A 20,097-nucleotide genomic window follows, 5' to 3' on the forward strand; every position below is an offset into this window, starting at 1 on the left:
GTGCTATCCAGCCGTCGTCGGACAGAATGGCGGGATGGTGGATGCCACACTTTCCGCAGCGGCCGACGAGCTGTACGGGCTCGTCCCGAGCGCTTTCGTCGCGGCGCGGACGGCACTCGCCGCGTCGGCGACGGACCGCGACACCGCGGCGCAGATCCGGGCCCTGCGTAAACCCCCTACCTCGGCATGGGTCGTCAACCTGCTCGCCCGTCGTGACCCGGCAGGGGTCGGCAAGCTCGCCGAGCTCGCTGCCGAGATGCGTGAGGCCCAGGACGACCGCGATGCCGCCCGCCTGACCGCCCTGAACAAGGACAGGCGGGACCTGCTGGCCGAACTCGTCCGCCGGGCCACGGCGCTCGCACAGGGCGAGGGTGTCGCGCTCGGTGCCGGCATCGTCGGCGAGGTCGAGCGCACCCTGGGTGCCGCGGCACGCGATGGGGCCGCCGCAGCCGCAGTCCGGACCGGGCGTTTGCTGCGTCCGCTCGAGGCATCCGGTGTCGATCCGATTGATCTCATGGATGCCGTCGCGGGGGATGCTCCCGCCGCGGCGGACCCCGCTCCTGTTCGGGGGCGCGACGATCTCGCCGAGCGCCGTGCTCGCCGCGATGCCGAACGTGCTGCCGTCGCGGTGCGGCGCGAGGCGGCGGATGCCGAGCGTGAATCGGCGCGCGCCGAGGCCCGCCTGGCGACCGCCCGAGAGCGCGAGGCGCTGTTGCAGGAGCGGGTCGAGTCCCTCGAGAGCGAACTCGCGAGGATTCGTGCCGACGCCGATGCCGCAACGGTCGAACGACACGCGGCTGAGAGTGCGCGCGATGTCAGCGCCGAGCGCCTGCGCACGGCGAACCGGGCGGCGGCGCGACTCACGGGGCCCTCATAGTCCCGCGTCTTACGGTGAAGCCATGAGCATGCCCACCGGCGAGCAACCCTTCACCGCAACCCTCGCCGAGATGAGGGCGATGCGCGACGAGTTTCAGCGCTTCTTGCTGGAGTACCGCTTCGGTCTGCAGGAGGTCGAGACGAAGATCACGATCCTGCGCGACGAGTTTCAGCTGATGCACGACTACAACCCCATCGAGCACGTCTCGAGTCGGGTGAAGACGCCCGATAGCCTCGCCGAGAAGGTCGCGAGACGGGGCATCGAACCCGACTTTCCGACCATCCGGCAGCGCATCACCGACATCGCCGGCATCCGTGTCACGTGCAGCTTCGTCGCGGATGCCTACCGCCTGTTCGATCTGCTGACGACACAAGACGACATCACCGTTCGGGCCGTGAAGGACTACATCGCTGTGCCGAAAGAGAACGGCTACAAGAGCCTGCACGTGATCGTCGACGTGCCGGTTTTCCTCTCCAGCGGTCGCGTCGATGTGCCCGTCGAGGTGCAGTTCCGAACGATCGCGATGGATTTCTGGGCAAGTCTCGAGCACAAGATCTATTACAAGTACGACAAGCAGGTGCCCGCGCCGCTGCTCGATTCATTGCGCGACGCGGCCGAGACGGCCGCCGAGCTGGACGAGCGAATGGAGCGCCTGCACCGTGAGGTTCACGGCGCCGGCGTCAGCCGGGTCGAGGATCCCGTGCCCCGCACCTCTTCCACTCCCATCGACGTGTGAACCGTGCCAGTGTGTGCGTGTGAGCACGCGCCGCACATCTCGTCACCCGTACCGCCATCGGTTCGCGATCCCCTTCTTCGCGGCGATGCTGACCCTCGTGGGCGCTGGGGTCGCGGTGCTCGAAGCTCGCGTGATCGGTGATCTGCTCGAGCGGCCGGGACTCGAGGAGTTCTATCTCGACCCCGTACCCGAGAGCTCGGGCGCTCCGGGTGAGATCGTTCGGTCGGAAGAACTGATCGGGCTGCCTTTCGACACGCGTGCCTGGCGGATCCTGTACCGCTCGACCGACCTGAACGGCACACCCCTGATCGTTTCGGGCATCGTCGTCGCGCCGCTCGGCCCGCCACCGGCCGACGGTCGCACCGTGCTGTCGTGGGGCCACCCGACGACCGGCTCGGCCCGTGACTGCGCGCCCTCCCTCGCCGCCGATCCCTTCCTCGGCATCGAGGGGCTTCGGCTGATGCTCGATCGCGGCTATGTCGTCGTCGCCACGGACTACGCGGGGATGGGATATCCGGGGCCGAGTTCCTATCTGGTGGGCGACACCGAGGGCAACAACGTGCTCGACGCCGTCCGCGCCGCGCAGAGCATTCCGGCGACGGATGCCGGCAACTCGGTCGTGCTGTGGGGTCACTCGCAGGGCGGTCAGTCGGTGCTGTTCGCCGCCGAGCGCGCGGCCGATTATGCGCCGGAACTGGACGTGCGGGCGGTTGCTGTCGCCGCTCCCGCGGCGGACCTGACGGCGCTGCTCGACGCGGACATCGACGATATCTCGGGCGTCACGATCGGCTCGTATGCCTTCACGGCGTATGCCGGTGTCTACGGCGACTCGGTCGCGGGAGCGCAGCTGTCCGACATCCTGACGCCGGCGGCCGTCGCGGCCGCACCCGAGATGAACGACCTGTGCCTGCTGACGCACACGAAAGAACTGCACGCGATCGGACAGCCGCTCGTCGGGAACTTCGTGCTGAGCGACCCGACCACAACGCCACCCTGGGACGACCTGCTCGCCCAGAACTCTGCCGGCAGCGTCGCCTTCGATGCCCCGCTGTACATCGCACAGGGTCTCAAGGACACGCTCATCCATCCCGACGACACCCGCGAGTTCGCGAAGCACGAGGCATCCCTCGGCATCGACGTGACGCTGTCCGAGGTTCCGAACGCGACGCACGCGACGATCGCGTACTTCACGCTGCCCGGCCTGATGGCCTGGCTCGATGAGCATGTGGGTCTGTGAGGATGGACCCATGGTCGCCACACCCCCCAAGAGCGACACGTATCGCCCCGCGTTCATCCCGAGCCTGATCGCCGCCGCGGCGCTGCTCTCGGGAATCCCGCTGCTCGAGGCCGACTGGTACCTGCTGATCCGCTTCATCGTCGCGATCATGGCGCTCATCGTCGCCTGGTACGCGCTCCAGGGCGCGCAGTGGTGGTGGACCCTCGTGTTCTTCGCCGTCGCGATCGTCTGGAACCCGGTCTTCCCCGTGCCGACCGAGGGACCCTGGTGGATCGTGGCGCACCTGGGTGCCGCGGCGCTGACGGACGGATGCCCCGGATGCCCGGAGTGCTTCGCCGTATGACGCGCCGGGAGCGTCGCGCTGAGGGCGTCGATAAAGTGTCGGGGTGAGCATCAATCCGCCTTATCGTGCCGATATCGTCGGCTCCTTCCTGCGTCCCGAAGCGCTCAAGCGCGCCCGAGCCGCACAGGCCGCCGGCGAGATCGACGCCAACGCCCTGCGCGCGGTCGAAGACGCCGAGATCGCCGATCTCGTGCAGAAAGAGGCCGACAGCGGCCTGCGTGTCGCGACCGACGGCGAGTTCCGTCGCTCGTGGTGGCACTTCGATTTCTTCGGGATGCTCGACGGGGTCGAAGTCGTCGAACTCGACCACGGCATCCAGTTCCAGGGTGTGCAGACGAAGCCGCGCGGGGTGCACCTGAGTGGCCCGATCGGCTTCTCGGACACGCATCCGATGCTCGAGCACTACCGCTCGCTCCAGACCCTGCTCGCCGGCACGACGCAGGCGCTGCCGAAGGCCACGATCCCGGCGCCGACGGTATTGGACTTCCGCCTCGAGCCCGATCACATCGATCCGAATGCCTACTCGGGACGCGAGGACTTCGTCGACGACCTGGTGCAGGCGTACCGCGATGCGGTGAGCGCGTTCTACGACGCCGGATGCCGCTACCTGCAGTTCGACGACACCGCCTGGGCCTACCTGTGCTCGGACGAGGAGCTGCTGAAGGCCCGGGACCGCGGCATCCGTACCGACGGTCTCGCGGAGCGCTACGCCGGCCTGCTCAACCGCGTCCTCGAGGGGAAGCCGGACGACATGGTCATCACGACGCACGTCTGTCGCGGCAACTTCCGCTCGACCTGGATCTCGTCCGGCGGCTACGAACCCGTCGCCGAGCAACTCCTCGGCGAGGTCGCGTACGACGGATTCTTCCTGGAGTACGACAACGAGCGCGCCGGCGGCTTCGAGCCCCTACGCTTCCTGCCCGAGGGTGACCAGACCGTCGTTCTGGGCCTCATCACGTCGAAGTCGGGTGAGCTGGAGGACGTCGACGCCATCAAGAAGCGGATCGACGAGGCATCCGAGTTCGCCCCGCTCGAACAGCTCGCCCTGAGCCCGCAGTGCGGATTCGCCTCGACCGAAGAGGGCAACGTGCTGACCGAGGACGAGCAGTGGGCGAAGATCCGCGAGGTCGTGGCGATCGCGGACGACGTCTGGCGCTGACCCCTGCCTCAGCTGCGGCACACGCGCAGGAGCGCGCAAACGATAGCGTGAGGCCGTGCAGCTCAGCGATCTCGACTTCGTGATCATCGCGGCGATCGCGGTCATCGCCCCGCTGCTGGTGCGCGGGCTCTCGAGTCGCCTGCGCATCCCGATCGTGGTGTTCGAACTCGTGCTGGGAATCATCGCGGGCCCGAGCGTGCTCGGCTGGATCCAGGAGGGTCCGATCTCCGAGCGCCTCGCGGACTTCGGCCTCGCGCTGTTGTTCTTCATGGCCGGCAATGAGATCGACTTCCGCGTGCTCCGCGGCCGGGACGGTGCTCGCGCCGTCGGCGGCTGGCTGCTCGGGCTGATCGCCGGCGTCGCAGTGGGCCTGGTGATCGCGCCCGGCGAGGCGGCGGTCGTCATCGGCATCGCACTGTGCTCGACCGCGCTCGGGATGCTGCTGCCGATCCTGAGGGACGCGGGGATGCTTCCGACGCCGTTCGGGCGCGCGGTCATGGGTATCGGTGCGGTGGGGGAGTTCGGCCCTCTCGTGGCGATCTCACTGTTTCTCGGCGGACGCGATTTCGGCGTCGCGTCGATCGTGCTATTCTTCTTCGTCGTGGTCGCGGCGACATCCGTATTTCTCGCCTCACGAATGCCCCACGGACGCCTGCACCGCATCGTGACCGCGACTCTGCACACCTCCGGGCAGTTCGCGATCCGCCTGATCGTGCTGATCCTCGCGCTGCTGGTCGCGCTGAGCCTGTTGCTCGACCTCGACATGCTGCTCGGGGCGTTCGTCGCCGGTGTGATCTGGCAGCTGATCATGCGCAACGCCCCCGCGGATGATCGCGCGCAGGTCGAGTCGAAGGTCGAGGCCGTCGCCTTCGGTCTGCTCGTCCCGATCTTCTTCATCTACACGGGCGTCACCTTCGACCTCGACGCACTGCTCGCGGACGGTGCGACTGTCGTGCTCGTGCCCGTCTTCCTGATGCTGTTGCTCATCATCCGCGGCCTGCCCGCGATGATCTCGGCCCCCTCCGGGTCGACACCGCGTGACCGACTGGCGCTGGCCTTCCTCGGTGCGACGGGACTGCCCGTCATCGTCGCCGTCACGAGTATCGGGATGTCGGAAGAACTGCTCTCACCGGGGTTGGCCGCGGCGCTCGTCGGCGCCGGGATGCTCTCCGTGCTGCTGTATCCGCTCATCGGAACGATGTTGCGCGGCGCGAGGGTCGTCGAGCGGGACGTGATCGATGAGGATGTCGGCTGAGATCGGTCGAGGCATCCGCCTAACATGGGCGAGTGGACTTCTCCCTGGACCTGACGCCCGACCTGATCGCCGTCTTTCTGACCCTGTTCGTGCTCGAGATCGTGCTCGGTGTCGACAACGTCATCTTCATCTCGATCCTCGCCTCGAAACTGCCCGTCGAGCAGCAGGCGAAGGCCCGCAACCTCGGGCTGACGCTCGCGATGGTGATCCGCGTCGTGCTGGTCTTCTTCGCGGGCTGGATCATCACGCTGAAAGACGACGTGGTCACCCTGTTCGGGATGGGCTTCTCGGTGAAGGACTTCATCCTGATCGCCGGTGGCCTGTTCCTGGTCTACAAGGCCGTCAGTGAGATCCACCACAAGCTCGAGGGTGCCGAAGAAGAGCACGGCGGTGTCGGACCGAAGACCATCACGTTCGCCTCGGTCCTGACGCAGATTCTGCTGCTCGACATCGTGTTCTCGCTCGACTCGGTCATCACCGCCGTCGGCATGACCGAGAACCTGCTCGTGATCATCACGGTCGTCGTGCTGTCGTTCGGCATCATGCTGTTCGCCGCGCGGTTCATCTTCACGTTCGTGAACAAGCACCCGACGGTGAAGATGTTGGCCCTGTCGTTCCTGCTACTCATCGGTGTGTTCCTGATCGCCGAGGGTTTCGGCATCAAGATCGACAAGGCACTCATTTACGCGCCGATGGCGTTCGCGATCCTGGTCGAGGTGCTGAACCTCAGCTACTCCTCACGCAAGGCCAAGCGCGAGCAGAAGCGCCTGAAGGCCGTGCAGCTGCGCCCGCGCTACATCGATGTCGACGAGTCCGTCGCCGTCGCCGCGGCCACGGCGAAGGGTCCGGATGCCGGAGCCGTCGGGCTCTCGCGCAAACCGGTCGCGGGTCACGTGCTGCCGGACGACGGTCACGAGGACCGCGCCGGCCTCGGCTGATCCGTGCCCCAGGACGCGATGGCGGCCGCTCAGTGAGTCGGCCGATCCTCATGGGGTGCGCATGGTCCGGCCGAACATCGGAGAGGAACGGTGGTGCCGTTGTCGCTCCCCGAGGCGGTCGTCGGGCCCGAGATTCCTTCCGGATGTACGCCGCGGCGTTGATCGAGCGCGCACAATGGCGATGTGGTGGATGACGCGGCGACTCTTGTGAATGCTGCCCGCGCTCGTCTGGCGGCCGCCGACGCGCCGCGCGAGCGGCTGGGCGAGGTCGTGCGACCGCGGGTCCTCGCGGGGCTCCGCGCGCCGAAGATCGTGCCCCGGGGTGACGCCTGGCGGCTCGGTGTCCTGCTGGTCGGCGAGAGCGCCGTGTACGCGGCCGGAAACGTGGTGCGAGCCGGCGACCCCGGCCGCCGAGGATTCGCCTCGGATGCGGCACGCGCCCGCGCCGAAGTGGCCGCTGCCGCGACGCGCGGGGGCTTCGGTGACGGCGAAACCGTGCACCTGGACTGGAAAACGCTCGACCTCGCCGCGCTGGAACGAGGCGAACGGACAGGACCACTCGCCCTCGTGGACGGAACCCCCAGCATCCGCTGGAGTCCGGCCGCGGGACACGTGCCCTTGGCGGGCTATCTCGAGGAACGCATAGCGCTTCTGCTGCAGCCGCCACAAGGGGCGTGATCGAGATTCCGCGGGCGGGTGGACCCGGTTAGGCTCATCGCATGGGCCGCTTCATCTACGACACGCTGAACAACTCGATCGACATCGAGGATCGCACCCTCGCCCACCTGCGCATCGTCATCATGAACAAGCTGCGCCGCTCGGAGTCGTTCATGTTCACGATCGATCTCGACAGCGAAGGCATCTCGCGACGGAGCTTCTGGATGCATCCGTCCGTGCCCCTGCAGTTCGCGTTCCACGGCAGCCGCGAGCCGCGCCTGAACAGACTCTGGATCGAATCGCTCATGGTTTCTGCGAGTAGCCCGAATGGCCTGTTCGTCGTCTCGGAGCCGCAGGAAGAAATGCCGTTCGACTCCTAGCGCCAGTTGGCCGGCGCTCGTTCGCGCTGGCCGGTACGTCGTGAGGTTCAGGCGTCGGACTTGGCGTCGACCTTAGACTTGGCGTCGACCTTGGACTTGGCGTCGACAGACTTGTTTTCGGCCTTCGCCTTGTCTTTCTGGTTGAGGGAGCCCACGGTGGCAGTCTCGATGTCCACATCCTTGGCGACGATGGAGCCGACCTGGATCGTCGATTCGTCTTCTGCCGGGTCCACGTCGAAGTGCTCGGCGACGAGCATGATGCCGCCCGACGAGTTGGCTGACTGGGCGAGCTCTTCCATCCACTCGCGGCTCAGAAGCGCGGGCTCGGGGTCATCGAAGACGAAGCGCAGCGGGATCGACGGGCTCAGCCACACCGTGCTCCGTCCCCGCGGCTGGTCGTCGGGATGACGCCAGGTCAGAGTGAAACTCTCGCCTCGGCGGAGTTTTGTTGCGATAACAACCTTGAGGTGCGCGAGGGCGCGATCCTCGATGTCGATGGCGGAAGCGTCCCCGCCGTAATAAATAGTGCCCACCCGATCAGACTAATCGCTGACGGCTGCCATGCCGACGGGTTTTCTCCGTACGCGTCTCTCGCTGCGAAGTCAATCGGGTTCCGCTGACACGACCCGTCCCGCACAGTGAGAGCTGGACAAGTCAGAAGTGCGGGACAAGTCAGGGGTGCGGAATGACCGGTAAGAATCCGTTGGACGCGAACCGATCTACGCCGAGCCTGCCCCAGGAGTTCTTCGACGGGGGCATCGAGTACGAGATCGTCGAGGGCGAGCTCTTGCCGCGCGGCCCCCATTCCCGTGCCTGGGACGCGGCGACCGAGCTGAGCTGACTATCCGTGGCTGAATGCCATACGGCACCCGCTCGCGATGTGCAAGCCACAGCGGCGGTCCATGTCGGTAGGTAGTCTTTGGCGGTGCAGACATGGCCTGGATCGACCTACCCACTTGGTGCGACATACGACGGGAATGGCACGAATTTCGCGTTGTTCAGCGAGGCGGCCGAACGCGTAGAGCTCTGTCTCTTCACGGAGCGGGGCAAAGAGACGCGCGTCGAGGTGACCGAGGTCGACGCCTTCGTCTGGCACGTCTACCTGCCGCAGGTCGGGCCCGGTCAGCGCTACGGTTACCGCGTCCACGGCCCGTACGACCCGCCCAACGGTCAACGTTTCAACGCGAACAAGCTGCTGCTGGATCCCTATGCGAAAGCCGTCGCCGGTGAGATCGACTGGGGGCAGGCGGTCTTCAGCTACAACTTCGGCGATCCGGACTCCCGCAACGACGAGGATTCCGCGAAACACATGATGATGGGTGTCGTCGTCAACCCGTTCTTCGACTGGTCGGGCGATGTGCAGCCCAAGACGCCATATGCATCGTCGGTCATCTACGAGGCGCACGTGAAGGGGCTGACCAAGCTCCACCCCGACATCCCGGAGGAGATACGGGGCACCTACAGCGCCATCGGGCATCCGGCGATGATCGAGCATCTGCACAAGCTCGGGATCACGGCGATCGAACTCATGCCCGTTCACCAGTTCGTCAACGACAGCACCCTGCAGGACAAGGGGCTCTCGAACTACTGGGGCTACAACACGATCGCCTTCTTCGCACCGCACAACGCCTACTCCTCGAGCAGTGCGCACGGTGACCAGGTGCAGGAATTCAAGGGAATGGTGCGTGCGCTTCACGCGGCGGGCATCGAGGTCATCCTCGACGTGGTCTACAACCACACGGCGGAAGGCAACCACCTCGGCCCGTCGCTCTCGATGCGCGGCATCGACAACGCGGCCTACTACCGGCTCGAGGACGACGACAAGCGCTATTACACCGACTACACCGGCACCGGCAACAGCCTGAACGTCGGCAACCCCCATGCCCTGCAGCTGATCATGGACTCGCTGCGGTACTGGGTGCTCGAGATGCACGTCGACGGCTTCCGCTTCGATCTCGCATCCACGCTGGCGCGGGAATTCTACGACGTCGACCGGCTGTCGACCTTCTTCGAACTCGTGCAGCAGGACCCGGTGGTTTCGCAGGTGAAGTTGATCGCGGAGCCGTGGGACATCGGACCCGGGGGCTACCAGGTCGGAAACTTCCCGCCGCAGTGGACGGAGTGGAACGGCAAGTACCGCGATACCGTGCGCGACTTCTGGCGGGGTGAATCGCAGGCGCTGGGCGAGTTCGCGTCCCGCCTTACCGGGTCCGCCGACCTGTACGAGCACTCCGGGCGACGACCCGTCGCATCCATCAACTTCATCACCGCCCATGACGGATTCACGCTCCGTGATCTCGTGAGCTACAACGAGAAGCACAATGACGCCAACGGCGAGGACAACAACGACGGAGAGTCACACAACCGCTCGTACAACCTCGGCGTCGAGGGACCGACGGACGACGCGCAGGTGCTCACCATGCGGGCCCGGCAGCAGCGCAACCTCATCGCGACGCTCATGCTCTCGCAGGGTGTGCCCATGCTGTTGCACGGCGACGAGCTCGGCCGCACCCAGCTGGGAAACAACAACGGCTACGCCCAGGACAACGAGCTGACCTGGGTGCACTGGGATGTCGCCGATCATCCGCTGATCGAGTTCACGTCGGCGCTCGTGCGATTGCGCGCCGAGCACCCCACGTTCCGGCGGCGCCGGTTCTTCAACGGCAGGCCGGTCCGGCGCGCAAAGGACGAGGGTCGTCCCGACATCGTCTGGCTGCGTCCGGACGGCACCGAGATGCAGCCCGAGGACTGGGACTCGGGGTTCGGTCGCTGCGTCGGCGTGTTCCTGAACGGCAACGGCATTCGTGAGCGCGATCGCCGGGGCGAGCCGATCGTCGACAAGCACTTCATCATCCTCTTCAACGCCGGCGATGAGCACGTGGAGTTCTACCTGCCCGATGCCAACGCATCGCCGACCTGGGACGTGATCGTCGATACCGCCGGGGATCTCGCCGATTCTCGACCGATCAAGCCGGGCGAGCACGTCGACATGCGGGCGCGCTCGCTGATCGTCATGCGCGAGCACACCGGCGGAGAGATCGAAGCGGACCATTCCGTCGCGGCATCGCTGGCCGCGCTCGCGGCCACGACCGGCGTGATCGACCAGATTCCGAGTTCGCCGCCGAAGCCCGAAACCCGACGCTGAAGGGATGACCGTGTCCACTCTCCGTCCCGTATCCACGTACCGTCTGCAGATCCGGCAGGCCTTCGACCTGGACGCCGCGGCGTCCGTCACGGCATATCTCCGTGACCTGGGCGTCGACTGGGCCTACCTGTCGCCGCTGCTGAAGGCCACGGAAGGGTCGGATCACGGCTACGACGTCGTCGATCCCAGCAGGGTCGACCCCGCCCGGGGCGGGGCGGAGGGGCTCGATCGGTTCGCCGCATCCGCTCGTGATGCGGGACTGGGGATTCTCGTCGACACGGTCCCCAACCACATGGGCGTCGCGGTTCCGTCGCAGAACCCGTGGTGGTGGGACCTTCTGACCTACGGGCGGGACTCGCGGTACGCCGAGGCGTTCGACGTCGACTGGGATTTCGGTGACGGGCGGGTGCGTGTTCCCGTGCTGGGCGGCGATCTCGACGAGATCATCGAGGCGGGGGAGCTGCGCATCGACGCGGATGCCTCGGACCACGCACCGCACGGCACGCTGCACTACTTCGATCATGTCTTCCCGCTCGCGCCCGACTCGGTCTACGACGACCAGCGCGACCGGCTCACCGAGACCGGTGTCGTGCGTGACGTCTTGTCGCGGCAGAACTACGAACTCATGTTCTGGCGACGCGAGGCCGCCGAGCTGAACTACCGCCGCTTCTTCGCAGTGACGACCCTGGCGGGCGTTCGCGTCGAGGTGCCGTGGGTATTCGACGAGTCTCACGCCGAGATCATCCGCTGGGTGAGAGGCGGCCTCGTGGACGGCATCCGCGTCGATCACCCGGATGGACTGCTCGATCCCGGTGCCTACCTCGACCGGCTGGCCGAGGCGACCGGCGGCCTCTACGTGCTCGTCGAGAAGATCCTCGAGCACGGCGAGACGCTTCCCAGCTGGTGGCGGACGGACGGCACGACCGGATACGACGCGCTCGCCGTGATCGACCGGGTGCTGATTGACCCCGCGGGCGAGGGCGCGCTGGACGCGATCGATTCCGCGGTCCGTGCCGAGGACGGCCTCGAACCGCAGGCGTCGTGGGGCGACCTCATCCACGACACCAAGCGCACGATCGCCGAGACGATCCAGGGCGCCGAGGTCGCACGCCTGGTGCGGCTGCTCGACGAACCCGTCACGGGAGCCGTCGACGCTATCGCAGAGTTGCTGGCCTGCTTCCCCGTCTACCGGTCGTATCTTCCCGCCGGTCGCGAGGCGTTCGAGGCCGCGGCGGAAGAGGCCATGCGCCGGCGTCCCGACCTCGCGGGCGCGTTCGACCGGGTTTTGCCGCAGTTGGCGGATGCCTCGCTCGAGGTGGCACGCCGGTTCCAGCAGACGACCGGGCCCGTCATGGCCAAGGGCGTCGAAGACACCGCGTTCTATCGCGCCTCGCGCCTCGGAACCCTGACCGAGGTCGGCGCCGACCCGTCCGAGTTCGCGCTCGACGTGGCCGGCTTCCATGCCGCACAGGCGACGCGTGAGGCATCCTGGCCCGCCGCGATGACGACCCTGTCGACGCACGACACCAAGCGCGGCGAGGATGTTCGTGCCCGCCTGTCGGTGCTCTCGGAGCTCCCCGCACGGTGGCTCGAGTCGCTCACGAAGCTCCGCGCCATCGCCTCCACCGAGCACGGCGGCTTCGACAACCTGCTCTGGCAGGCCATCGTCGGTGCCTGGCCCGCTTCGCGCGAGCGCCTGCACGCGTACGCCGAGAAGGCGGCCCGCGAGGCTTCCGAGTCGACCGGCTGGTGGGACCAGGACGAGGCCTTCGAGGCCCGGATGCACGCGCTGGTGGACGCCGCGTTCGACAGCGCCGAGGCATCCGCGATCCTCGAGGCACTCGTCGCCGAAGTCGCGCCCTACGGGTGGTCGAACTCGCTCTCGGCGAAGCTGCTGCAGCTCACCGCGCCCGGTGTGCCCGACGTCTACCAGGGGTCGGAGCTGTGGGAGACGAGCCTCGTCGACCCCGACAACCGCCGTGCGGTGGACTTCGGTGCACGCGCCGAGATGCTCGCCGGGATCGACGCCGGGTTCGAGGCGGGCGAGGTGCCGGCGGTGGATGCCTCGGGTGCCGCAAAACTGCTCGTGACCTCCCGTGCGCTCCGCACGCGCCGCTACCGCCCGGAGCTCTTCACGCGTTACACGCCCCTGACGTTCGTTGGGCCCGCCGCTCAGCACGCGATCGGGTTCGATCGCGGCGGTATTCAGACCGTCGCGACCCGGCTGCCGGTTGGGCTGGAGGCTCTCGGCGGGTGGCAGGATACGGTCCTGCTGCGTCCCTCGGTGCCCGCGATCGACCTGTTGTCCGGGCGCCGTTACGAGGGTGGCGAGGTGCCGCTCGCGGCGCTGCTCGAGACGTACCCGGTCGCGCTGCTCGCCAACGAGTAGCCGCGGGCGGTCACCCCGAAACGTGGGCGAAACGTTGATCTGATTCCATTTCTATCAATCGATAGAAATGGAGTCCGATCGTGGCGAGCGACAGTACCGGGCTGGACAACAGGGGCCGAAGCGTTGCGCTCCGCAGCGTGGAGCAGGCGCGAGAGGATGCGCGGGCCCGGGCGACGCAGTCGCAGTGGATGCCCCATCTTCCCGCGAGCACGACGCCCACCCCGCCCGAGGGGATCGACCCGGCGACGCTGCTGTGGTCCGAGACCGTGGCGTCGGGCGGCTACACGCACCTGCGGGTGGCGCGGGGCACACGCATCCGTCTCGAGGATCCCGAAGGGGATGCCTCGGCGAGTGTCGTTCTCTTCAACGCTCTGCACACCGGCGAGCGGTTGAATGTCGCCGACACCCAGAAGATCCCCTGGCAGGCGTACCTCGGCGCCGAGCATCCGCTGCTCTCGGGCGACGGGCGAGTGCTCGCGACGATCGTCGAAGACACCTCCGGCCACCATGACGCGTTCTGCGGGGCATCCGGCGATGCCTGGAATGTCCACAAGTACGGCGACGCGACGCCCGAGGGCCCGACGCCGTCGGGCCACGCGCTGCTGCGCATGGCGGGCTCGAAGCACGGGCTCGACCGGCGCGACATCCCCCCGGCCGTGTCGTTCTTCCAGGGCGTGCACGTCGCGCCCGACGGCACGCTCGATTGGCGTGGATCGGCGGGGCCGGGCACCTACGTCGACCTGCTGGCCGAGCTGCCGCTGATCGTGCTGATCGCGAATGCGCCCCACCCGCGCGATCCCCGGCCCGACTACGTCACCTCGCCGCTGCGCGTGCACGCCTGGGCCGAGCGAGCGAGCGCCGAGGGTGATGCGCACGTCGACGCGACACCCGAACGCACGCGCGCCTACCGCAACTCGATCGCCTACGCCGCCCTCGCGGGTCTGTAGAAAGGACGCACCGACATGGCCGACAGCACCGTACTCACGACCGTTCCGCCCCGGCCCGTCTACGCCGAGGGCAGCCTGCTCGACTGGTCCGAGCCGTTCGTTCCCGGCGAGATCGTGGTCGATGATGTCATCGCACCCCGGGCATCCTGGTCCTCCATTGTGCGCGCCGGTGAGGTCTTCACGCTCGTGGATGTCGGAGGCAACCAGTCCGGCGACTGCCTGATCTTCGCCCTCGATGACACGTCCGAGCGCTACAGCGTTCCGGATACGCTCGCGTGGCAGGGCAACGCGTACGTGAACACCGGCACCGCGCTGCGCTCAAACCTCGGGCAGCGGCTCATGACCGTCGTCGGCAACGAGATCGACCGCCAGGACACGATCGGCGGCGCCTGCAGCAAGGAATCCAACACCCTGCGCTACGGCCACCACACCGCCTACCAGCACGCGTGCCGCGAGAACTTCCTCTACGAGGGCGCGAAGTGGGGGCTTGGTGCACGGGATCTCGTGTCGAACCTGAACTGGTTCATGAACGTCCCGGTCGAGCAGGATGGGGCGCTCGGGATCGTCGACGGGATGTCCGCTCCCGGCCGCCGCGTCGCCTGCCGGGCCGAGAAGGACGTCATCGTCGTGATCTCGAACTGCCCGCAGATGAACAACCCCTGCAACGACTTCAACGTCACGCCACTACGGGCCATCGTCACCCAGCCCGCCTGATCCAGCCCGCCTGATCCAGCCTGCCGCCTGTACCAGCCCGAAGGTTTCTCGTGTCTTTCGATACCCTGCTCATCGCGAACCGCGGCGAGATCGCGCGCCGCATCATCCGCTCCGCGAAGGAACTCGGGCTGCGCACCGTCGCCGTCTACTCGGACGCCGACCGGGCCGCGCCGCACGTGCGCGAGGCCGACGTCGCCGTGCGTCTGGGCCCTGCGCCGGCCGCGGAGTCGTACCTGCGTGCCGAGGCGATCATCGCCGCGGCCCTCGAGCACGGGGCCGGGGCGATCCATCCGGGCTACGGCTTTCTGTCCGAGAACGTCGAGGCGGCTCGCGCGGCCGAGGCGGCGGGGCTCGTCTGGATCGGCCCGACGCCCGAGCAGATCGAGACGTTCGGGCTCAAGCACACCGCCCGCGAGCACGCCGAGGCCGCGGGCGTGCCGATGCTCGCCGGAACCGGCTTGCTGTCCTCCGCCGAAGAGGCGGTTTCTGAGGCCGAGCGCATCGGCCTGCCCGTCATGCTCAAAGCGACCGGCGGCGGCGGCGGGATCGGGATGCGGGTCTGTTCGAGCGCCGACGAGGTGCACGAGGGCTACGAGGCCGTCGCTGCGATCGCCGCGCGCAGCTTCGGCGCGGGTGGGGTGTTTCTCGAACGTCTGGTCACGCACGCGCGCCATGTCGAGGTGCAGGTCTTCGGCGACGGTGAGGGGCGGGTCGCGGTGTTCGGCGATCGCGACTGCTCGCTGCAGCGCCGCAACCAGAAGGTGATCGAGGAGGCCCCGGCCCCGAACCTCCCCGATGCCGTCCGGCGACAGATGCACGACGCCGCGCGTCGGCTCGCGGCATCCGTCAACTATCGCTCCGCGGGAACGGTGGAGTTCATCTACGACCCGGTGCGCGAAGAAGCCGCGTTCCTCGAGGTCAACACGCGCCTGCAGGTCGAGCATCCCGTCACCGAGGCCGTGTTCGGCATCGACCTCGTCGCCCTGATGCTGACCCTCGGGCGCGGTGGCGCCGCCGCGATCGACGATGCCGTGTTCGAAACCGAGCACGTGCCGCGCGGCCACGCCTTCGAGGCCCGCGTCTACGCCGAGGACCCCGCGCGCGGGTTCGCGCCCTCGCCGGGACTCGTGACCAACGCGTCGTTCCCCGCGGGCGACGGCATCCGCGTCGACGCCTGGATCGAGACAGGGCTCGAGGTCACGCCCGATTACGACCCCATGCTCGCCAAGGTCATCGTGCACGCGGACGACCGCGACGCGGCGCTCGACCTGCTCGGCGAGGCCCTTGCCGAAACCCGCATCGATGGCATCGTCACGGGGGTCGGGATGCTCGAGGCCCTGTGCCACGATCCGGTCGTGCGAGCCGTGGCGCACGACACCGGCACCCTCGGAGACCCGGACGACCCGCGCCCCCGCATCGACGTCCTGGTCCCGGGCCTCATGACGACCGTGCAGGACCTGCCCGGTCGCGTCGGGCTCTGGAACGTCGGCGTGCCGCCGTCGGGGCCGATGGACCCCGTGTCGTTCCGCGAGGCGAACCTGGCCGTGGGAAACGATGCGGATGTCCCGGCGCTCGAGATCACGATGTCGGGACCGCGTCTGCGCTTCTCGGCCGCGGCCGTCGTGTGCGTCGCGGGTGCCGACGTGCCCGTGACGATCGATGGCCGTGCGGTAGCTCCGTGGGAGCCGTTCGAGGTTCCCGCCGGCGGGGTCGTGGCGGTCGGCGCGACGACCCTCGGCATGCGCGCCTACCTCGCCGTGCGCGGCGGGTTCGACGTGCCGTCGTACCTCGGCAGCGCCTCGACCTTCACGCTCGGGGGGTTCGGGGGACATGGCGGTCGCGCCCTGATCGCCGGGGACGTCCTGCGGCCGGGGACGAGCGAGGGGCTCTCCGTTCCGGCGGCGACTCCGATCGAGCGACGCCCCCGCCTGACACACGAATGGGTGATCGGGGTGCTGGAGGGGCCGCACGCGGCTCCGGAGTTCTTCACCCGCGCAGACATCGACGAGCTGTACCGGGCGGTCTACGAGGTGGATGTGCAGTCGGCGCGCACGGGTGTGCGACTGCGCGGACCGAAGCCGACGTGGGCCCGGGAGGACGGGGGAGAGGCGGGCCTGCATCCCTCCAACATCCACGACACCCCGTACGCCGTCGGCTCGCTCGACTTCACGGGAGACACCCCGATCATCCTCGGGCTCGACGGCCCGAGCCTCGGGGGATTCGTCTGCCCCGCGGTCGTCGCCAGCGGTGAGTTCTGGAAGGTCGGGCAGCTGCGCCCCGGCGACACGGTGCGCTTCGCCGCCATCCGCGAGCAGGACGCGCTCGCCTTCGCGGCACCGCTCGCGCCGGGCGCCGAGGGCGGAGACGGGGACGACGGCATCCTCGCCCGCCGCGCGCCGATCACGGACGGCGACGACGTGCTCGCCCCCGCCGTGACCTACCGACGGGACGGCGACGCGAACATCCTCGTCGAGTACGGCGAGAACATCCTCGATCTCGGGCTGCGGATGCGTGTGCACGCGCTCGAAGAGGCGGTGCTGGCGCGAGGGATAGCGGGCGTCCGGGATGTGACCCCCGGCATCCGTTCGCTGCAGATCCAGACCGATCCGCGGGTGATTCGCGCGTCGCAGTTGCTCGGCGACCTGCAGGCGATCGAGGCCGCCCTGCCCGCGACGCGCGAGCTGACCGTGCCCTCGCGGATCGTCCACCTGCCCCTCTCGTGGGATGACCCGGCCACCCAGCTGGCGATCGACCGGTACATGTCGAGCGTTCGCGACGACGCCCCGTGGACGCCCTCGAACATCGAGTTCATCCGTCGTGTGAACGGGCTCGACAGCGTCGACGACGTCAAGCGCATCGTCTTCGAGGCCGACTACCTGGTGTTGGGCCTCGGAGACGTCTACCTCGGGGCGCCGGTTGCCACCCCGGTCGATCCCCGTCACCGGCTCGTGACGACGAAGTACAACCCGGCCCGCACCTGGACGGCCGAGAATTCGGTCGGAATCGGCGGCGCCTACATGTGCATCTACGGCATGGAGGGCCCGGGCGGCTACCAGTTCGTCGGCCGCACGGTGCAGATCTGGAATCGCTTCCGACGCGGCGGGCTGTTCGATCAGAACCCCTGGGCGCTCCGGCCCTTCGACCGCATCACGTGGTACCCGGTGTCGGCGGAGGAACTGCTCGACCTGCGCGCCGAAGTGGATGCCGGGCGCGGCGACTTTCGGACCGAAGAGGGCCGCTTCTCGCTCGCCGAATACGAGCAGTTCCTTGCGGTCGAGGCCGACTCGATCGAGGCATTCCGCACGACCCAGCAGGCCGCGTTCGCGGCCGAGAAGGATGCGTGGCGCGCATCGGGCGAGTTCGAGCGCACCTACGACGCACCTCCCGCCCCGGCCGCCGACATCGTCGTGCCCGAGGGGTGCGAAGCCGTGACGGCTCCGTTCGCGGCGAGCGTCTGGCGCGTCGATGTGGAGCCCGGGTCCCGTGTGGCAGCGGATGGCCGTCTCGTCGTTCTGGAGGCGATGAAGATGGAGTCGCCCGTCCTGTCCCCGGTGGCGGGTCGTGTCGCCGCCGTCTATGTCTCACCCGGCGAGCGTGTTGCCGCTGGTCAGGTTCTCGTAGCAGTGGAGGTTGTGTCATGAGCGCCGTTCTCAAGGTTCAGCAGGCGTACGAGCGGATCGCGGCTGCCGACCGGCCCGAGGTCTGGATCGCCCTGCGCGACGAGTCCGAGGTGCTCACGGAGGCCCGCGACCTCGACGCGCGCGTCGCCGCGGGCGAGCACCTGCCGTTGGCGGGCGTGCTCGTGGCGGTCAAGGACAACATCGACGTCGCGAGGCTCGCGACGACCGCCGGATGCCCCGCCTTCGCGTTCGCCCCCGAGGTCGACGCGCCGTCCGTGGCCCGGCTGCGCGCCGCGGGTGCGATCGTGCTCGGCAAGACCAACCTCGACCAGTTCGCAACCGGTCTGGTCGGTACGCGCAGTCCCCATGGCGCCGTCCGCAACGCCTGGCAGCCCGACCGCATCTCGGGAGGATCGAGCTCGGGATCAGCCGTCGCGGTCGCCCTGAGTTTCGTCGACATCGCCCTGGGCACCGACACCGCCGGCTCGGGTCGCGTGCCCGCGGCGCTGAACGGCATCTTCGGCATCAAACCGAGCGTCGGGCTCGTGCCGACGACGGGCGTGGTGCCGGCCTGCTGGTCGATCGATGTCGTCACCGTGTTCGCGCGCGACCTCGGGCTCGGACGCCTGGCAGCCGAGACCATGGAGGGCGCGGACGGGATCGACCCCCTCATCCGGGTTGCCGATGCCCTGCCGGGTCTCGAGCCCGCGCCCCGCGTCGCCATCCCGACCGCCGAGCACCTCGAAGGGCTGGCGCCCGGTTGGGCCGAGGCGTTCCGCGGTGTCGTCGAACGGCTTGCGGCGTCGGGCGTCGAGATCGTGGAGGTCGACATCGCGCCCCTGCTCGAGGCCGCCACGCTGCTCTACGGCGGTGCCTTCGTCGCGGAACGCACCGCGGCCGTGGGCGACTTCATCCGTGAGAACGCCGATCTGATCGGGGGAGACATCGACCCGACGGTCGCGACGATCGTCGGCGGCGGCGAGCGGTTCACCGCGGTCGACGCCTTCCGTGACCGCGAGCGCCTGCGTCGCCTGGGACTTGCGGGAGCGCGCCTGCTCGAGGGCACCGCGGCGCTCCTGACCCCGACGACCACCTGGCACCCCACGCTCGCCGAGGTCGCGGCCGACCCGATCGGCGCGAACGCCCGCATGGGCCGCTACACGAACTTCGCCAACCTTCTCGACTACGCCTCGCTCGCCGTCCCCGCGGGCACGGTCGACGGGTTCCCGTTCGGCGTCATGCTCACCGCTCCGGCCTTCACCGACCGGCGCCTGGCCGAGCTGGCACGGCGGATCGTGGACTCCGAGATCGACATCCTGGTCGTGGGTGCACACCTCACGGGGCAGCCACTCAATCACCAGCTCATCGCGGCTGGCGGGCGCTTCTCGCGCAGCGTGCGCACGGCGCCCTCGTATCGTCTGCACGCGCTGCCGACCGTGCCGCCCAAGCCGGGCCTGCGTCGCGTGGAGACGGACGGTGCCGCCATCGCGGGCGAGGTGTGGACGCTCCCGGCGCACGGTTTCGGCTCGTTCGTCGCGGCGCTGCCGCAACCCATGACGATCGGCCGGGTCACGCTCGAGGACGGATCGGCCGTGGCCGGATTCCTCGCCGAGCCCGTCGCGTTCGAGGATGCGCCGGACATCAGCGCGCACGGCGGATGGCTGGCCTACCTCGGGCGGGATCAGAGCGCAGAATAGAGG

16 protein-coding genes and 1 pseudogene are annotated in these 20,097 nt (G+C 68.4%); 16 read left to right on the forward strand and 1 reads right to left on the reverse strand.

Going from position 1 to position 20,097, the window contains the following annotated elements:
- Window positions 1-34: 34 nt before the first annotated feature.
- The 9 genes from ACT9TC_RS11820 (at window position 35) to ACT9TC_RS11860 (ending at window position 7,582) form a co-directional block, all read left to right on the forward strand.
- Entirely contained in the window at window positions 35-877 is an 843-nt protein-coding gene (locus tag ACT9TC_RS11820) for a transposase (protein WP_458040689.1), read from the forward strand.
- A gap of 22 nt (window positions 878-899) precedes the next feature.
- Entirely contained in the window at window positions 900-1,613 is a 714-nt protein-coding gene (locus ACT9TC_RS11825) for a GTP pyrophosphokinase (RefSeq protein WP_458040690.1), read from the forward strand.
- Between the two features lie 19 nt (window positions 1,614-1,632).
- On the forward strand, window positions 1,633-2,850 hold the full coding sequence (locus ACT9TC_RS11830) for an alpha/beta fold hydrolase (RefSeq protein WP_458040691.1): 1,218 nt from the start codon (window positions 1,633-1,635) through the stop codon (window positions 2,848-2,850).
- Window positions 2,851-2,860: 10 nt separating this feature from the next.
- On the forward strand, window positions 2,861-3,193 hold the full coding sequence (locus ACT9TC_RS11835; RefSeq protein WP_458040692.1) for a DUF6804 family protein: 333 nt from the start codon (window positions 2,861-2,863) through the stop codon (window positions 3,191-3,193).
- Between the two features lie 43 nt (window positions 3,194-3,236).
- Window positions 3,237-4,352 carry a 5-methyltetrahydropteroyltriglutamate--homocysteine S-methyltransferase gene (locus ACT9TC_RS11840; RefSeq protein WP_458040693.1) on the forward strand — a complete coding sequence of 372 codons (1,116 nt, stop codon included), beginning with the start codon at window positions 3,237-3,239 and terminating at the stop codon, window positions 4,350-4,352.
- Window positions 4,353-4,407: 55 nt separating this feature from the next.
- Window positions 4,408-5,607, forward strand: coding sequence for a cation:proton antiporter (locus ACT9TC_RS11845; RefSeq protein WP_458040694.1), 1,200 nt, complete (start codon window positions 4,408-4,410; stop codon window positions 5,605-5,607).
- A gap of 32 nt (window positions 5,608-5,639) precedes the next feature.
- On the forward strand, window positions 5,640-6,545 hold the full coding sequence (locus ACT9TC_RS11850; protein ID WP_458040695.1) for a TerC family protein: 906 nt from the start codon (window positions 5,640-5,642) through the stop codon (window positions 6,543-6,545).
- A gap of 183 nt (window positions 6,546-6,728) precedes the next feature.
- The gene (locus ACT9TC_RS11855) at window positions 6,729-7,223 is read left to right on the forward strand and encodes a glutaminase (RefSeq protein WP_458040696.1); all 495 of its coding nucleotides are present in this window, start codon (window positions 6,729-6,731) and stop codon (window positions 7,221-7,223) included.
- Between the two features lie 41 nt (window positions 7,224-7,264).
- The gene (locus tag ACT9TC_RS11860; RefSeq protein ID WP_458040697.1) at window positions 7,265-7,582 is read left to right on the forward strand and encodes a DUF7882 family protein; all 318 of its coding nucleotides are present in this window, start codon (window positions 7,265-7,267) and stop codon (window positions 7,580-7,582) included.
- 233 nt (window positions 7,583-7,815) lie between these two features.
- On the opposite strand, the pseudogene ACT9TC_RS11865 reads toward ACT9TC_RS11860, so the two are convergent.
- Window positions 7,816-8,115 (reverse strand): annotated as a pseudogene (locus ACT9TC_RS11865) (DUF7882 family protein); the annotation flags it as partial.
- A 152-nt stretch (window positions 8,116-8,267) separates the two neighbouring features.
- Here ACT9TC_RS11865 and ACT9TC_RS11870 point away from each other — a divergent pair.
- From ACT9TC_RS11870 to ACT9TC_RS11900, 7 genes are all read left to right on the forward strand, one after another.
- Window positions 8,268-8,423 (forward strand): hypothetical protein, encoded by a 156-nt coding sequence (locus ACT9TC_RS11870; protein ID WP_458040698.1) that lies wholly within the window; start codon window positions 8,268-8,270, stop codon window positions 8,421-8,423.
- An 84-nt stretch (window positions 8,424-8,507) separates the two neighbouring features.
- Window positions 8,508-10,727 (forward strand): glycogen debranching protein GlgX, encoded by a 2,220-nt coding sequence (gene glgX / locus ACT9TC_RS11875; RefSeq protein ID WP_458040699.1) that lies wholly within the window; start codon window positions 8,508-8,510, stop codon window positions 10,725-10,727.
- Window positions 10,728-10,731: 4 nt separating this feature from the next.
- Complete coding sequence (gene treY / locus ACT9TC_RS11880) at window positions 10,732-13,116, forward strand: malto-oligosyltrehalose synthase (protein WP_458040700.1); 2,385 nt, start codon at window positions 10,732-10,734, stop codon at window positions 13,114-13,116.
- Between the two features lie 80 nt (window positions 13,117-13,196).
- Entirely contained in the window at window positions 13,197-14,063 is an 867-nt protein-coding gene (locus tag ACT9TC_RS11885; RefSeq protein ID WP_458040701.1) for an urea amidolyase associated protein UAAP1, read from the forward strand.
- 15 nt (window positions 14,064-14,078) lie between these two features.
- Window positions 14,079-14,777 (forward strand): urea amidolyase associated protein UAAP2, encoded by a 699-nt coding sequence (locus ACT9TC_RS11890; RefSeq protein WP_458040702.1) that lies wholly within the window; start codon window positions 14,079-14,081, stop codon window positions 14,775-14,777.
- A gap of 50 nt (window positions 14,778-14,827) precedes the next feature.
- The gene (uca, locus tag ACT9TC_RS11895; RefSeq protein WP_458040703.1) at window positions 14,828-18,418 is read left to right on the forward strand and encodes an urea carboxylase; all 3,591 of its coding nucleotides are present in this window, start codon (window positions 14,828-14,830) and stop codon (window positions 18,416-18,418) included.
- Entirely contained in the window at window positions 18,415-20,094 is a 1,680-nt protein-coding gene (locus ACT9TC_RS11900; protein WP_458040704.1) for an allophanate hydrolase, read from the forward strand. The genes uca and ACT9TC_RS11900 overlap by 4 nt, the downstream gene beginning before the upstream one ends.
- The last annotated feature ends 3 nt before the right edge of the window (window positions 20,095-20,097 follow it).

The sequence above is a fragment of the Microbacterium sp. HM-570 genome, assembly GCF_054165885.1.

Excerpts from the sequence above, each read along its gene's own strand:
- ACT9TC_RS11890 (WP_458040702.1), top strand. The coding sequence starts at position 14,079 with ATGGCCGACAGCACCGTACTCACGACCGTTCCGCCCCGGCCCGTCTAC.
- ACT9TC_RS11860 (WP_458040697.1), top strand. The coding sequence starts at position 7,265 with ATGGGCCGCTTCATCTACGACACGCTGAACAACTCGATCGACATCGAG.
- ACT9TC_RS11825 (WP_458040690.1), top strand. The coding sequence starts at position 900 with ATGAGCATGCCCACCGGCGAGCAACCCTTCACCGCAACCCTCGCCGAG.
- ACT9TC_RS11835 (WP_458040692.1), top strand. The coding sequence starts at position 2,861 with ATGGTCGCCACACCCCCCAAGAGCGACACGTATCGCCCCGCGTTCATC.
- treY (WP_458040700.1), top strand. The coding sequence starts at position 10,732 with ATGACCGTGTCCACTCTCCGTCCCGTATCCACGTACCGTCTGCAGATC.
- ACT9TC_RS11900 (WP_458040704.1), top strand. The coding sequence starts at position 18,415 with ATGAGCGCCGTTCTCAAGGTTCAGCAGGCGTACGAGCGGATCGCGGCT.
- ACT9TC_RS11870 (WP_458040698.1), top strand. The coding sequence starts at position 8,268 with ATGACCGGTAAGAATCCGTTGGACGCGAACCGATCTACGCCGAGCCTG.
- ACT9TC_RS11820 (WP_458040689.1), top strand. The coding sequence starts at position 35 with ATGGTGGATGCCACACTTTCCGCAGCGGCCGACGAGCTGTACGGGCTC.